General features: G+C 55.6%; 15 protein-coding genes, 1 tRNA gene and 1 pseudogene. 5 read left to right on the top strand and 12 right to left on the bottom strand.

Annotation, left to right across the window (positions count from 1 at the left end; all coding sequences use genetic code 11):
• Positions 1-37: 37 nt before the first annotated feature.
• From pyk to ID864_RS07485, 5 genes are all read right to left on the bottom strand, one after another.
• Positions 38-1480, bottom strand: a complete 1443-nt coding sequence (gene pyk / locus ID864_RS07505) for a pyruvate kinase (protein ID WP_048918272.1) — start codon at positions 1478-1480, stop codon at positions 38-40.
• Between the two features lie 188 nt (positions 1481-1668).
• Positions 1669-2463: an inositol monophosphatase family protein gene (locus tag ID864_RS07500; RefSeq protein ID WP_396018875.1), complete on the bottom strand. Its 795-nt coding sequence runs from the start codon at positions 2461-2463 to the stop codon at positions 1669-1671.
• Between the two features lie 17 nt (positions 2464-2480).
• Positions 2481-3542 carry an ABC transporter ATP-binding protein gene (locus tag ID864_RS07495; protein WP_048918274.1) on the bottom strand — a complete coding sequence of 354 codons (1062 nt, stop codon included), beginning with the start codon at positions 3540-3542 and terminating at the stop codon, positions 2481-2483.
• Positions 3539-5770 (bottom strand): ABC transporter permease, encoded by a 2232-nt coding sequence (locus ID864_RS07490; RefSeq protein ID WP_191149651.1) that lies wholly within the window; start codon positions 5768-5770, stop codon positions 3539-3541. The genes ID864_RS07495 and ID864_RS07490 overlap by 4 nt, the downstream gene beginning before the upstream one ends.
• A gap of 14 nt (positions 5771-5784) precedes the next feature.
• On the bottom strand, positions 5785-6813 hold the full coding sequence (locus ID864_RS07485; protein ID WP_191149650.1) for an ABC transporter substrate-binding protein: 1029 nt from the start codon (positions 6811-6813) through the stop codon (positions 5785-5787).
• Positions 6814-7045: 232 nt separating this feature from the next.
• Between ID864_RS07485 and ID864_RS07480 the strand changes: the two genes are divergently transcribed.
• Positions 7046-8086: a LacI family DNA-binding transcriptional regulator gene (locus ID864_RS07480; protein ID WP_191149649.1), complete on the top strand. Its 1041-nt coding sequence runs from the start codon at positions 7046-7048 to the stop codon at positions 8084-8086.
• A 165-nt stretch (positions 8087-8251) separates the two neighbouring features.
• Here ID864_RS07480 and ID864_RS07475 read toward each other — a convergent pair.
• Positions 8252-8327 (bottom strand) — tRNA-Asn (locus ID864_RS07475).
• A 511-nt stretch (positions 8328-8838) separates the two neighbouring features.
• On the opposite strand from ID864_RS07475, the gene ID864_RS07470 reads away from it, so the two are divergent.
• Positions 8839-9198, top strand: coding sequence for a SymE family type I addiction module toxin (locus tag ID864_RS07470; protein WP_187498807.1), 360 nt, complete (start codon positions 8839-8841; stop codon positions 9196-9198).
• A 34-nt stretch (positions 9199-9232) separates the two neighbouring features.
• On the opposite strand, the gene ID864_RS07465 is transcribed toward ID864_RS07470, so the two are convergent.
• Together ID864_RS07465 and ID864_RS07460 are read right to left on the bottom strand one after the other, a co-directional pair.
• Positions 9233-9409, bottom strand: a complete 177-nt coding sequence (locus ID864_RS07465; RefSeq protein WP_396018876.1) for a colicin immunity domain-containing protein — start codon at positions 9407-9409, stop codon at positions 9233-9235.
• A gap of 169 nt (positions 9410-9578) precedes the next feature.
• A pseudogene (locus tag ID864_RS07460) lies at positions 9579-9698 on the bottom strand (integrase); the annotation flags it as partial.
• A 159-nt stretch (positions 9699-9857) separates the two neighbouring features.
• Between ID864_RS07460 and ID864_RS07455 the strand changes: the two are divergent.
• On the top strand, positions 9858-10400 hold the full coding sequence (locus ID864_RS07455) for a DUF3916 domain-containing protein (RefSeq protein ID WP_048916315.1): 543 nt from the start codon (positions 9858-9860) through the stop codon (positions 10398-10400).
• A 533-nt stretch (positions 10401-10933) separates the two neighbouring features.
• Positions 10934-11104 carry a SymE family type I addiction module toxin gene (locus tag ID864_RS23870; RefSeq protein WP_318153227.1) on the top strand — a complete coding sequence of 57 codons (171 nt, stop codon included), beginning with the start codon at positions 10934-10936 and terminating at the stop codon, positions 11102-11104.
• 45 nt (positions 11105-11149) lie between these two features.
• Here ID864_RS23870 and ID864_RS07445 read toward each other — a convergent pair whose 3' ends face one another.
• Entirely contained in the window at positions 11150-11464 is a 315-nt protein-coding gene (locus ID864_RS07445; RefSeq protein ID WP_191149648.1) for a hypothetical protein, read from the bottom strand.
• Positions 11461-12123: a type 1 periplasmic-binding domain-containing protein gene (locus ID864_RS07440; RefSeq protein WP_318153226.1), complete on the bottom strand. Its 663-nt coding sequence runs from the start codon at positions 12121-12123 to the stop codon at positions 11461-11463. The genes ID864_RS07445 and ID864_RS07440 overlap by 4 nt, the downstream gene beginning before the upstream one ends.
• Before the next feature lie 275 nt (positions 12124-12398).
• On the opposite strand from ID864_RS07440, the gene ID864_RS23945 reads away from it, so the two are divergent.
• A complete protein-coding gene (locus ID864_RS23945; RefSeq protein WP_336797087.1) occupies positions 12399-12725 on the top strand; it encodes a SymE family type I addiction module toxin in 327 nt (108 codons plus the stop codon).
• Here ID864_RS23945 and ID864_RS07435 read toward each other — a convergent pair.
• Positions 12667-12963, bottom strand: coding sequence for a contact-dependent growth inhibition system immunity protein (locus tag ID864_RS07435; RefSeq protein WP_224750450.1), 297 nt, complete (start codon positions 12961-12963; stop codon positions 12667-12669). The two genes, ID864_RS23945 and ID864_RS07435, sit on opposite strands and share 59 nt — an antisense overlap.
• The coding region (locus ID864_RS07430) for an RNase A-like domain-containing protein (protein WP_224750449.1) at positions 12960-14324 on the bottom strand (1365 nt) is incomplete at its 5' end. The genes ID864_RS07430 and ID864_RS07435, both read right to left, overlap by 4 nt.

Genomic DNA, 14324 nt, shown 5'->3' with positions numbered 1-14324 from the left:
TTGAAGACCCGCTTTTCCGGTCGACCCTGATTCTGCGCTAATCGACGATACAAATCCGGCAGGTATTCGCGCTGCCAATCAGCCCCACGCTGTCCCCCTGCGACAGCACCACCAGATCCCCCGAACTGAGATAACCCGCTTCCCGCAGCACCGCGATGGCATCCTGCGCCGACTGCACGCCCTCCGCATGGCCGTTAAACAGCACCGGCGTCACCCCGCGGTACAGCGTGGTGAGGTTAAGTGTGGACTGATGGCGGGAGAGGGCGAAAATCGGCAGGCGTGAGGTAATGCGCGACATCATGCGCGCGGTGCGCCCGGATTCGGTCATGGCGATCACCGCTTTTACCCCGGTCAGATGGTTGGCGGCATACATTGCCGACATCGCCGTCATCTCTTCAATATTATCGAACTGCACCTCAAGGCGATGCTTCGACACCGTGACGCTCGGCACGCGTTCCGCCCCCAGGCAGACACCGTGCATGGCGGCGACCGCTTCGGCCGGGAAGCTGCCGGCGGCGGTTTCGGCAGAGAGCATCACCGCATCGGTGCCGTCAAGTACCGCATTTGCCACGTCCATCACTTCGGCGCGGGTCGGCAGCGGATTGGTGATCATCGACTCCATCATCTGCGTGGCGGTAATAACCACGCGGTTGAGCTGGCGCGAGCGGGCAATCAGGCGCTTTTGCACCGCCACCAGCGCAGCATCGCCAATCTCTACGCCGAGATCGCCACGCGCCACCATGATCACGTCGGAGGCGAGGATCATGTCGTCCATGCTCTCCTGCGTGGCTACCACTTCTGCGCGCTCAACCTTTGCCACAATCAGCGCGCGGCAGCCCGCTTCCTGCGCCAGCCTGCGCGCGTAGCGCAGGTCTTCACCGTTGCGCGGGAAGGAGACGGCAAGATAGTCGACGTTCATCGCGGCGGCGGTCACAATATCCGCCTTATCTTTTTCGGTTAGCGCCTCCGCAGACAGTCCGCCGCCGAGCTTGTTGACGCCTTTATTATTTGACAGCACGCCGCCCACCGTGACAACGGTGTGAATGGCGGCCCCGGCAATGCTCACTACGCGCAGCTGGATGCGGCCATCGTCGAGCAGCAGAATATCGCCCGGCAGCACATCCTCCGGCAGCGCTTTGTAATCAATGCCTACGCGCTGATTGTCACCCAGCCCCTTTTCCAGCCAGGCATCCAGAATAAACGGCTCGCCGGCCGTCAGCAGCGCCTTGCCCTCTTTGAAAGTCGATACGCGGATTTTCGGCCCCTGCAAATCGCCGAGGATCGCCACCTGGCGACCAAGACGCTGCGCCACGTCGCGCACGCGCTGCGCCCGGGCAATATGGTCGGCGGCGGCGCCGTGGGAGAAGTTGAGCCGGACCACATTCGCCCCGGCCTTGATGATTTTTTCTAAGTTGTTATCGCGGTCGGTTGCCGGCCCCAGGGTGGCAACAATTTTGGTGCGTCTTAATACGTCAGACATGATTACGTCCTTATTAACATTCACGTTGAAAAAGAAGCAGAGTGAGACAATTGTTTTATTTAATGCTGCTTAGTGTACGGACGCAGATCAATATAGTGGAGAACGGTGGCATTTCTTTTACGCGAAGTGCATTACGCAGAGAGTTTGATGCAGGGGCGGACCCTCTTTTCGGCCCGCCCGCGTGATGATTACAGCTGAGCGATGCGCAGTAAATCCTCTTTGGCGCCGGGGGCTACCGCCAGCACCGGGCCGCCGCGCAGCAGGTTTTCACCGTCGGTGTTAAACGGATGTACCCAGCCGCCTGCCTCGCTCACCAGGCAGTAGCCCGCCAGGCAGTCCCAGGCGTGCATATAGGGTTCGTAATAGCCGACCAGGCGCCCGGCGGCGACATAGGCCAGCATCATCGCGCCGGAACCGTTGCGGAAGAAGTTGCCGCCGACGGCGGTAATGGCAGCGACAATCTCGCCGACGCGCTGCGGCGTAACGTAGCTGTTAGCGCCAAAGCCGATAACGTGATTCTGCATGGTGCGCGCCGGGTCGACCTTCAGCGGCCTGCCGTTCAGGGTCGCGCCCTGGCCGCGTGCCGAGACAAAGCACTCCTGCTGGCACGGGGCCATAATCACGCCGATTACCGGCTCACCCTGATAGATCACCGCCACCGATACGCACCAGTTCGGCATGCCGTTAACAAAAGGGCTGGTGCCGTCAATCGGGTCAACCACCCAGCTGTAGCCGGAGCTGCCGGGCAGCAGGCCATACTCCTCGCCGAGAAACCCGTCCTGCGGGAACTGCTCTGCGGTCTGCTCGCGGATCAGCAGCTCCACCTCGCGGTCGGCTATCGACACCACGTCCTGCGCGTCCCGCTTGGTTTCTATCACCAGGCTGTCGCGGCGGTTAAAATAGTCCAGCGCTTTTACCCCGGCCTGGCGCGCGACCTGCTCGGCCAGCGCCAGGCGCTGCAAAATCTCGTCACTCATGGTCATTCCTTATTAAAGCGGGATCACTGCGCAATCAGCGCCAGCCCCTGAGGTTTAAAATCTACGGATACCGCTGTGGCGGGCGCCAGCTGGCGCTCCATCTGCACATCGATAACAAACAGCGCGCCAAGCTCGGTCTGCACTTCATATTCGATGTGATCGCCCAGCCAGGTGCTGTGGGTCACCTCCCCGTTCAGCGCACCGGGCTGGTCGGCGTGCAGCGTAATAAACTTTGGCCGCACCGACAGCTGTGCTGCCCCTGGTCGCGCCTGCATGCCGGGCACCCGGTAAGTGCGACTGCCGAGAACGATCAGCGCTTCGCCGCCTTCCACCCGCTCTACGGCGCAGGGCAGGATATTTGCCTCGCCCATAAAATCGGCGATAAACACCGAGGCAGGAGAGTGGTACAGCGCCTGCGGTGCGCCCTGCTGGGCAATATGCCCCTCTTTCATGACAATTATCTTATCGGAGACCGCCAGCGCTTCCTCCTGATCGTGCGTGACGTACACGGCGGTAAAGCCGAGGCGCTGCTGCAGATCGCGGATCTCAGTGCGCACGCGGCGGCGCAGGCGTTCATCCAGGTTAGATAACGGCTCGTCGAGCAGCAGCACCTGCGGTTCCAGCACCAGCGCGCGCGCCACGGCAATACGCTGCTGCTGCCCGCCCGAGAGTTCGGCAGGCAGGCGCTGGCCCATGGTCTCCAGCCCGACCAGCTTCAGCCCCTCACGCGCCCGGTCCTGCGCCTCCTTACGACTCAAGCCGCTGGCGCTGAGGCCGTACATCACGTTATCCAGCGCGTTCATATGTGGGAACAGCGCATAGGACTGAAACACCATCGCCACATCGCGCTCGTTGGCGGGCAGATGGGTGACATCCTTGCCGCCGATCAGGATGCGCCCGGACGTCGGGTGCTCCAGCCCGGCCAACAGGCGCAGGGTAGTGGTTTTGCCGCAGCCGCTGGGGCCGAGCAGCGTCACCAGCGTGCCCGGCTCGACGGTGAGCGACAGGTCGGGCAGGGCGGTAAAGCCGGCAAACTGTTTACTGACGTTTTCAAACACCACGGAACCGGTTTTGATGGCGGTCATACGGCACTCTCCTGAGATAAAGTGGTTGGAACCACGGCGACAGGTGCCGTGGCCACGCGATAAGTGCGGCGCAGGCGGCGTTCACCGACCAGCAGCTGGAAGGTGAGGATCACTGCCAGCATCACCACGATAAGCACCGAGGAGTAAGCGATAGCCACGCCGTATTCCCCATTTTCCACCAGCCCGACAATATAGGAGGTGGCCATGTTGTACTGGGCGCTGACGAGGAAGATCACCGCGCTGATCGAGGTGATAGCGCGCACGAAGGCATACACCAGCGCGGCGCTGATCGCCGGCTTCAGCAGCGGCAGGATCACCTTGCGCAGGGTGCGGAAGCTGCTCGCACCGAGCGTCAGTGAAGCTTCATCCAGGCTGCGGTCCAGCTGGCTCATGGCGGCAATTCCGCCGCGCACGCCAACCGGCATATTGCGGAACACAAAGCAGGCGACGAGGATCAGTGCCGTGCCGGTGATCTCCAGCGGCGGCAGGTTGTAGGCCATGATGTAGCTGACCCCGATCACCGTGCCGGGAATGGCAAAGCTCAGCATCAGCATAAACTCGAAGGTCTGGCGCCCGGCAAACTTCTGCCGCACGATCAGCCACGCGGTCAGCAGGCCAACTATTGCCGTGAGCGGGGCGGCAATCAGCGAGATTTCCATCGTGGTCCAGAACGAGTTCCACGCCACGCCGGTCCAGACAATCTGCCCTTCATTCCAGTGGAAGCCGAATGCACGGGCGTAGTGCGCCAGCGTCAGGCTGCTGTCCAGACCCCACGACTGCACAAAGCCGCCAATTAAAATCATGCCGTAGATAACCAGCGTGAACAGGCCCCACGGGATCACCAGCGCATAAACCCCGTAGCGCAGCGCGCGCGGCAGCCCGCAGTGCTGGCCGGAATCGCCTTTGCCGGTGACGGTGGCGAAGTTTTTCCCCGCCAGCCACAGGCGCTGCAGGATAAAGGCGCTGAGGGTGAAGCACAGCAGGATAATCGCCAATACCGCCGCGCGGCTCGGGTCATTCTGCGCGCCGACCACCGAGAAGAAGATCTCCGTCGACAGCACGCCGTGACTGCCGCCCAGCACCATTGGGTTGCCGAAGTCCGCCATGCTCTCGATAAAGCTGATGAGAAATGCGTTTGCCAGCCCCGGTGCCATCAGCGGTAGCGACACCGAGCGGAAGGTGCGCCAGCGGTTGGCGCGCAGGGTCTGCGACGCCTCCTCCAGCGACGGGCTGACGCCCTCGACCACGCCGATCAGCACCAGGAAGGCGATAGGCGTAAACGAGAGCACCTGCGCAATCCAGATCCCGGTCAGGCCATACAGCCAGCGGCCGGGTTCAATGCCGAACAGCGAGGAGAGCAGCTCGGTAACCACCCCGGCGCGGCCAAACAGCAGCATCAGCGCCAGGCCAATCACAAACGGCGGCGTGATGATCGGCAGCACGGTCAGCAGGCGCAGCCCCTTTTTAAACGGCAGCGGCGTGCGCGTCGCGGCCAGCGCAAACGCCAGCCCCAGCAGCGTGGATCCGCTGGCGGTCATTAGCGCCAGCCACAGCGTGCGCCATGCGGTGCCGCAGCTGCCGCCGCTCAAGCAGCCCAGACTCCAGATCGCCGGATCCTGAATATTAGCGATCATGCCGTCCGGTTTAAACGAGCCGTCTGTATCCTGTACCGAGGCGACAAACATGCTCAGCACCGGGTAGAGCACGAAGGTAGTGACCAGCGCCACCAGCAGCACAATGGCCGCAACGACAAAGGCATCGCCCTTCAGCACGCCGCGCTCGGCCAGCGCAAAGGAGAACAGCAACAGGAAAGTGGTCAGCAGCAGGATCGCCCCGGCGCCAAACGCCGGCTGGCCGTCGCTCAGCGCGCCGAATAGCTGCTCGCTCCACTGCCAGTTCCAGCCGCTGTAGCCGATGGCGTGGCCCTCAAACAGCAGGAACAGTACGCCGGCCGCGCTGGCCCCCAGCAGCACGCCCGAGCGCAGCGTGCCGATGTGCAGCAGGCGGCCCAGCGCGCACAGCACCAGCATCAACACAGCCACGGCCAGCCACGGGCGGCCGAATAGCGCGATTTGCCACAGCGCCGGAGCGCTTTCGCCCTCCTGCCACAGCGTGGTCAGCCAGCCGAAGTCGAAGAATCCGGCTTCGAGGCTGTACCAGGGCAGCAGCAGAATTGCCAGTGCGCCCAGCAGTAAAGCCCCGTCGAGGCGGCGGTTTTGAGCATTCATCTTCACCTCGACAGTTATTGGGCGTTGGCGCCGATCTCTTTATCCCAGCGGCTGAGCAGCGCTTTGCGTTTTGCCGAGTCGCCGTAGGTTTTGAAGTCGTAATCGATCAGCTTGATGTTCTCAAAGCGCGGCGCATATTCGGAGATGGCGGCGTTTTTATTCGATGGCAGCTGGAAGGATTTGGCATCTTTCATATGCGACTGCGCTTCCGCGCTCAGCGCCCAGTCGTACCACACTTTGGCACTGGCGAGGTTGCGGGCGCCTTTCACAATCGACATCGAGCCAATCTCATAGCCGGTGCCTTCGCACGGTGCCACGGCCTTGATCGGGAAGCCATCGACCTGCATCGCCACCGCGTCATGCATAAACACGATGCCGATGGTGGTTTCGCCACGCGCCGCGGCTTTCACCGGGGCCGAGCCGGATTTGGTGTACTGGGAGATATTGGCGTTAAGCTTTTTCAGGTAGTCGAAGGCTTTCTCTTCGCCCATGATCTGCACCAGGGTGGCGAGGGTGTTATAGGCGGTGCCGGACGAGTTCGGGTTTGCCATCTGGATTTCGCCCTTGTACGACGGGTCGAGCAGATCGGCCCAGCAGGCCGGGGCTTTTAATTTCTTATCCGCGACCAGTTTCGTGTTGTAGCCCCAGCCAAGGGCCCCAGCATACACGCCGATGGTGCGATATCCGGCGCTTTCGGCCTGCTTGCGTGCCCAGTCCTGCTGCTGGTCAAGCAGCGGAGATTTGTACACCTGGGTTAAGCCCTCATCCGCCGCCTGCATGTGCGGGTCGCCGGTGCCTGCCCACCAGATATCGGTACGCGGGTTGCGGGCTTCAGTGCGAATGCGGGCATAGGCTTCGCCAGCGGAGAGGCGCACCATGCTGACCTTGATATCCGGGTGCTGTTTTTCAAACAGGTTGGTCATTTGCTCACAAACCACGACATCCGCGGAGCAGATCATATTCAGCTTTCCGGCGGCACAGGCGGGCAGGGCAGAGAGCGTGGTAGCGGCAGCAATAGCGGCCATCAGAGTGACGCGATGCATGGTGTTCTCCTTGGTTGTGTAGGGTAGCGATACGTTGTCGCCAGGTTTTTATTTACGCGATTTTTGCACGTGTGTGCAAAGGAATAATGATTAATAATTGCGCTGTCAATCGCGCTGATACGCAACTCCATGGCTGTGTCACAAAAATGAAACAATTGCCTAACAAATTTATTTGCACAGCCTTGCAAAGTGCGACAGACTCTCTGGCGTACAGTTATCAGGCGGAAAAGATATGGCGGTTGAGAAGTCGGTAGTCAGTGCGCAGGACGTGGCGGAGCTGGCCGGGGTATCCCGTTCGGCGGTGTCGCGCACCTTTACGCCGGGGGCCAGCGTGTCGGCGGCAACGCGCAAGCGGGTGATGGCGGCGGCGGAAACGCTGGGTTATCACGTCAATCATCTGGCGCGCGGGCTGGTGCGCAACCGCAGCGGCATTGTCTGCCTGATTGTCTCCGAACTGGCCACGCCATACCGCGCCAGCCTGGTGCGGCTGGTGACGCAGCACCTGCAGGAAGCGGGCAAAATCGCCATGCTGATCAACACCGATCGTTCGGATGACAGCGTCTCCCAGGCGCTGCAGCAGGCGATTAATTACCGCGCCGATGCTTCTTTTGTCCTCTCCGGAATGCCGGAAAGCGCCATTGCCCGCCTGTGCCACAAGCACGGCCAGCGGCTGGTGCTGATCAACCGCAACGACGCGCTGCCCGGATCGCTCAGTATCAATCTGGATAATGAAGAGGCCGCCAGCCGGGTGGTGATGGCGTTTGCCCGGGCGGGCTGTAACAAGCTGGCCTTTGCCAACTCGCTGGCGGGCACCCCCAGCCTGATGGCGCGCGAGCGCGGATATTTACAGGCGGCGCAAGCGGCCGGGCTGAGCGTCAGCGTTGAGCGCTTCGGCACCACCTCCTATGAGAGCGGTCAGATCCTCGCACATCGCCTGTTGACCCGGCGCGAGCGCCCGGATGCGGTGTTCTGCGTCACCGATCTGCTGGCCTGCGGCTTTATGGATGAGGCGCGCCACCGCTTTTCCCTGCGCATCCCCGAGGATCTCTGCGTGGCGGGCTACGACGATATTCCGCAGGCTGCCTGGTCCTCCTATCATCTCACCACCTTCGCACAGCCGGTCGAGCAGTTCGCCCGTGACGCGGTGCAGTGGCTGATTGCCGAAGAGCAGAAGGAAGGGGAGTTACCTCCCCCCCCTGGGCTGGAGATGCCCGGCGAAACGCGGCTCTATCATGCTGATTTTATCTGGAGAGGGACGGTGCGTGGGGGTTAGGTGGTGGCGACGCTTATTTTTAACCGCTTTGCGCTCATGCTCGCAAAGTCATGCAAGCAAATGTCTGTTACCTCGAAACGCCCGAACATTTTGGCTTTGCGTTATAAACAACTCCTGCTGAAAACAAAAAGCCCGCTCAGGTATCCTGAGCGGGCTTTTCAAATTTGGCTCCTCTGACTGGACTCGAACCAGTGACATACGGATTAACAGTCCGCCGTTCTACCGACTGAACTACAGAGGAATCGTGTGAACGGGGCGCATAATAATCATGGCAGGGAGGTGTGTCAACGTTAAATATCCTCCGATAGAATGCTGCCTGCCATGTTGGTCAGAAGATTATTATCCGCCGTGCCACTGGTGCTCAGCGAGCAATCGCTGTGCCTGGCTCTAGGTGGATTTTTCGACGTCTATTCCAAACTATTTACTGTTTCGCATTATTGCGGTCGCTGTCCTGCGGGTAGCTTCTGGTATCCAGCTTGAAGTTTACTGAGTATTAAACAGTATGAAAGCGGTCTTTTTTGCAAAAATGAATCACGCTTAATACATTAAATTTTCATCAAAAAATGGAAGGCGCGCCGCAGTTATTTTCAGCATTTTCAGCGATTTTGCAGAAATTCAGGAGTATATTTGTACAGTAGTTAACAGAGCAGGGCAGGCAGAGAGACAGAACAACAAAGAGTAACTAAGCGCGGACTGAAGGTGTTCAAGCACCGACAGCCCGCTGACCACAGCAACTATACAAGGTAGTTATCATGGCTAAGCGAGATTGTAAGTCAGAACCACGCACAACTGAAGTTCCGCAACCGACCCACCGCTGTGAGTTTCACAGCAGCGCCCTGCATCACGGGCTGTTTTTACGCGGTGAGTGGCTGGAGCAGGCGGGATTTATACAGGGGATGCCGATTAAGATCCGGGTGATGCCCGACTGCATTGTGATTACCACCCAGGACACCCGCGAGCTGTGGGGCTGCATCGAGGGCTTAAGCGTTGTGCCGATTAACCGCAGGAAGGTGGCGCAGTGGCTTAAAGCGTTTCCGGGAGCGATACAAAATACCTGTGACGTGCCGAAGTTTACGCGCAACAGCGGGTATCATGCACGGGAGCTGAAATAGCGACGATCCCGCCTGATGAGGGCGGGATTTTCTTTTAATTATTATAAGTGATTATGAGTTTGCTTATTTCATGCCGAAGCTGCTCTTCATTAAACTCATACTCTTCACGATCATCATCTGGATTATACATATCAGCGATGCAAAATACGCTGGATAACAATTCGCTCAAGTTATCATCATCTTGTACAAGTAAATTACTATCGCATTCTATCTTTCACTTCATCATATAAGCGTCTGCAAAGCAGTCAGCATTTATATCCTTGGATATAAAACTATCAATATAGTTCTTAAGTGATTGGCTCATCTTAATGCCCCCCTTATTTATGAAGTTTTTATACTATTTTGTTGGGGGGCAAGTTTCCACCCGTGGCGATTCAAAAAGCCAGATCACGAACTTTTCCTTCCAGCTCAAGACGGATACGAATTCCCCAGATATGAGGGATCTCAAAAGGCCGTTTCTGGCCGATAATGCAGCTTTTGTTCCAGGGGGAGGTTGTCATGTTCAATATCCATGGGTTAGGAGATGTGATTATGAATGTACCATATGAGCGAAAAGCGGCCATAAGGCGTTTCAAATCGACAAAGGTGAGTTATATTAGTACTTAACGATTAGCAATACACAGCCTAAATCATTTGAAAGGGTGAAAATTAAAATACTCATGAGCAGACGGCTTAACAGAGATCATCGAACCAAAGTCAGAAATATTCCACGCCGCTTGAAAGCTCTTAACCGGTGGGCTGATACATTTCATAACCCTCAACGAAGCGTGTTTTCAGAGGATGAGCATTACTGGAATTTTAAAATCCCGGTAGAGATTAATCTTGTTGAGGGAAAGTACAGTACACTTAAAACCAAAGCAGATTGCGCGCAAGCCATGATTAATGCTTGTTCAAATCTTATAACGGCAACTGCTGGTATAAATTACAGCCCCCGGATTACTGCGGTTATATGCCTTCCGGATATGTTTACAAGCGAAATCTGTCTCTATCGATCAGAAGACTATTACCAAAGCTTTATTACTGAAGACCGTTCTGAAAATGGTGCCTCCGCTTTGATTAAAAAGCGCAGCCTAGCTGCTGAGTGGGGGCTCATTCTTCCCGATAATGTGCAAGAACTGGGTATTACGCTCGAATACTATGGGAGTGAGGATCGTGATGAATGGTTCACCGGAGAGCGTTGGTATTATGGACAGCTCCTGTGATAGTGCTGTTTTCTATGTTTACTTGAACGTCCGCTCTTGGCACGAAGCAGGCTTGCGTTCTGGGAGGTCCACTAAGAGCGAAAAGCAGATGTAGTTTTCAATTACTGAGTCTGTTATTTAATATCCTAACGTACGATGGTCTTGCTCATATTGATACCTGTCACTCCAAAACCGCAGCTCTGGTATACATGGAGAGCACGGGCATCAGACTATCATTACCACGAGAGATGCTGATGACGAAGCAGAAATTTGTTTCTGAGATGCTGGATAACGTGATTGGTAAAGCAGAATAGTTAACAGCCGCGGGACTGAGGTGATTGCCACACCCCGGTCCCGTTAACCACAGGCAACTAAAAAGAGTTGATTATGGCTAAGCGCGATTGTAAGTCAGAACCACGCACAACTGAAGCGCCGGAGCTAAAAAAACGCAGTTATACCGTGGGTTATATCCGGGATTCAAACCATTTCCGGCCATCGGCTAGTATTACGTTTAAAGGAGGCTGGCGGGATTTGCAACCGGGACGGCGGTTTACGTGCGGGTGATGAACGGCTGTCTGGTGCTGACGGCGGAAATACCGCCACCGGAACCGGAGATAATGCAAACCCTGCGCCAGCTCTGCCCGAAGCTCTCGGCCCGTAAGCAGCGGGAGCTGTTGGGGGTGATTCAGGTGATGGCGAAGCCGCAGAAGCGGGGCGGTAACTGACCGTTAACGTAAAAATCCCGGCGCGATGGCCGGGATTCCTGATGGCTAATAGAAGTCGGGATCTATTTGACCTTCTGCTTTCAAGATCTCAAGAAAGCGGTTATAAGCAGCTTCATCCCGCTCTAATATATCATCCAGTAACTTTTCTTTTATCAAGGACCAATGATATATCCCATTTATATGCGTGGAAAAGTATTTAAAGGTACCATGCAAAGTTGAATCAATAACTTGAACATTTTTTTCTTTATAAGCAAGTAAGCCGCCATAGTTTTTAGGTAATCCTAAAAATAGAGTTTCATTTTCAAGCCAATATATGGCGAACACATCCAATATGGTTCCATCTTTCTCTTTTATTTTCATTTAACCTGCCCTTTAATATTCTCGATCACATTTGCTGGATCAGAGCTAACCCTTTGAGGAGTATCAATTTTCATATCGTAGGCTTTACCAGTATTAGAGTTATACTGATAATGAATAGTGATTGATTCTCCCTTAGCATTTTTCTGTACTACCTGCATTTTTTGGGATCCTGCACTGGTAGGAAAACGAGGATCATTATTCATCCCTGGCAGGACATCCCCTTTTGCAGGGTTTTCCTCCACCTGTTTCCACACTATTTGTTCATTCAGATCCCTTGGTATTGCTGATTGTTTCCCAGGTTTCGCCGTCGATATTTTTTCCGCTGCGCTGATCAGGATCTTGTTATCAATAAATTTAAGACCTTTACCAACCAGTGACAGCGCTTTTTCTGCCGGGATCGACGTCAGCAGCGCCAGCGCATAATCCTTCGCATCTTTTGCATCCAGCAACGCCATGACCGTATCTGAGCCGGGATTATTGCTCAAAATTGCCTTGATGATGTCTGCACCTTCCGGCAGGTCACCTTTGACCATTCTTTCCATGTCGGCTTTGACCTGCTCAGGCGGCAGATTGTTATCCTGAGCATACTGCGCATAAGAAGCAACAGATTGACCGTAATCTGCCATCCCTTTTGGCAGGCTCAGCGCATTATTCTCCACAACAACATTATCCGTTGCGAAGTCAGCCAGAGAACACCATTTTTCCCTAGTACAGTCAGTAGGTTACAATCTGTTTTCGCCAGTGCGCTCTGATGTACGGACTTACAAGCCCCGACGCGCACTTTTGCACCCTGTAAGCCATTTTCCCCGACGCTGTTAAAGAGCTTTCATCCGCAACAGTATATCGGCGGCGTCAGCCGCCGATAAGCCCATGCTTTTGTTTTGTGACCACCATCATTACACTAACCAATACCATCATCCTGAAGGGCGACTAGCTGGAAGGTGCAGGGTTTACAACCGGTACACCGCTGAAGATTCGCGTGATGCCCGGTTGGCTGGTGCTGACCGCACAAGATCTCGAACCCACACCGCCGCCAGAGCCGGAGATTATGCAGACACTGAATGAGGTCTGTAAGCTCTCGGGCCGTAAGCAACAGCAAATCCTTGAGTTTATTGAGGTGATCACCGCTAAGAAGCCTCTTGTCGGGAAGTGGATTCGACAGCTGACAGGTAAAAAAATCCCGGCTCGGTGGCCGGGATCTTTCAGTTCATTTGTTTGTGTATATGCTTTAACCATTCTTCAGATGAAGGCCATTCATTAGGGTAATAATAATTACAATCAATTTTGTTAAGCAAAATGTCTTGTAATTCATCATCTGACAAAGAAAGTGCCAACAGATAATCTATTTCAGCTTTCATCTGCAATCGCTCTTCCGTAGTTTCGGTAGCCTTATAAGCTGCTAATGTTTCATCCGCGTTGCCAAAGAGCACTTCAAAATCTTGGTTAAAGTAGCATCTTAGCAAATATGATAAAGAAGGATATTTTTCGTTAATATTCATGGCGTTGGATATCCTGTAATGATTCTATACCCATCTGGCATTGAAGGATCCCTTCCAATGATGATTCTGGCATTTGTGGTTGGTACAACATTTGTAGAACCACGAGTAACGCTAATACCAATAGCTGCAGAAGATTGATAATCAAGTTCTAAGTAACCCTTTTGGCTACCAGATAAATAACTCTGGATCTTCGATTGATTACTATCAATGGCTTTACTTGTTACAGCTTCTGCTGTAGCTCTATCAGTAAATGTAGATGCTGTTTTTGTATTACCTGTAGACACTCTATCAAATAACTCCGCTTCAGTTTTTCCTACATGTCGATCAATCAAATGACCGCCTGCTTTCTCATGGGCTGCCAGCCCGCCACCAGGAACGATAGTACTACTTTGTCCAGTTGCCGATGTTTCTTTCGCTCCAGACTTCCCAATCCCCGCCGCTATCCCTGCCGCACTTGTCCCTGCCACCTGCGCTAACGAGTTTATTGCAAGTTGCTTCACTTCAGGCGAGTCACCGGACATCAGCGCATTATGGATCGCCGCGTTTCTGTCTGCCTCAAGTTGGATAGCCGTCAACTGAAGGACAGATAATTCGTTCTGTTCTGCCGGGCTTAAACCACCATCAGAACGAGCCTTTTCAAGCAACTCATTGGTGCGACGGACATAATCAGCCTGTAACTGGCCCACCTCATTGGCTTTGTTAACACAGTCCTGAGCGCCTTTGCATCCCACCACGCTTTCATGCTGTTCTGCATTGATTTTCTTGTACTTATCAATAACAGCATTTTTACAGGCAGCACTACCCTGGCACTGAGTCATTTCCTGAGCACGCGCTTTGTTGTCCGGCACGCTCAGCGCATTATTCTCCACCGCATTCTTACCCGCCTGAGCGGCCGTCACAGCACCGCCAGTATCGCCCGTCGCCAGGCCCCCTGCAAGCCCTGGGGCCAGCTGGCTCAGCGCGCTGACCTGTTGTTTCTCACTCTCGCTCAGCTGGTCTGCGGTTTTGCCCGGGAACAGCTGCCCGGCGATGTAGCGCGCCGCCAGCTCGCCGCCGCCTGCGCCCAGCCCCCCGGCCACGGCCGACTGGTTGTTCAGCTGCGCCGTTACCGCGCCCAGCACCGCGTGCGCCATCGCGTTGGCGGCAATGTTGTCTTCACCCACGCGTTTCTTTATTTCCGTCGCCAGATACGGCGATGCGCCGCTCGCCAGCGCCCCGGCCAGGTTATTGCCCGCCAGCGCCGTCAGCGCGCCCGTTACCGCCTGCGCCGCCTTCTGCAGGTCGCTGCCGGTGCCGTACTGCTGCATCGCGTTGTTATAGGCGCGCTGCAGCACGTCCGACTCGCGGAACGGTTTGTCGTC

The organism is Erwinia aphidicola, assembly GCF_014773485.1.
GTDB classification, from domain to species: Bacteria; Pseudomonadota; Gammaproteobacteria; order Enterobacterales; family Enterobacteriaceae; genus Erwinia; species Erwinia aphidicola.
Note: the sequence above shows the minus strand (reverse complement) of the source record. Positions and strands in the feature narration are given on the sequence as shown.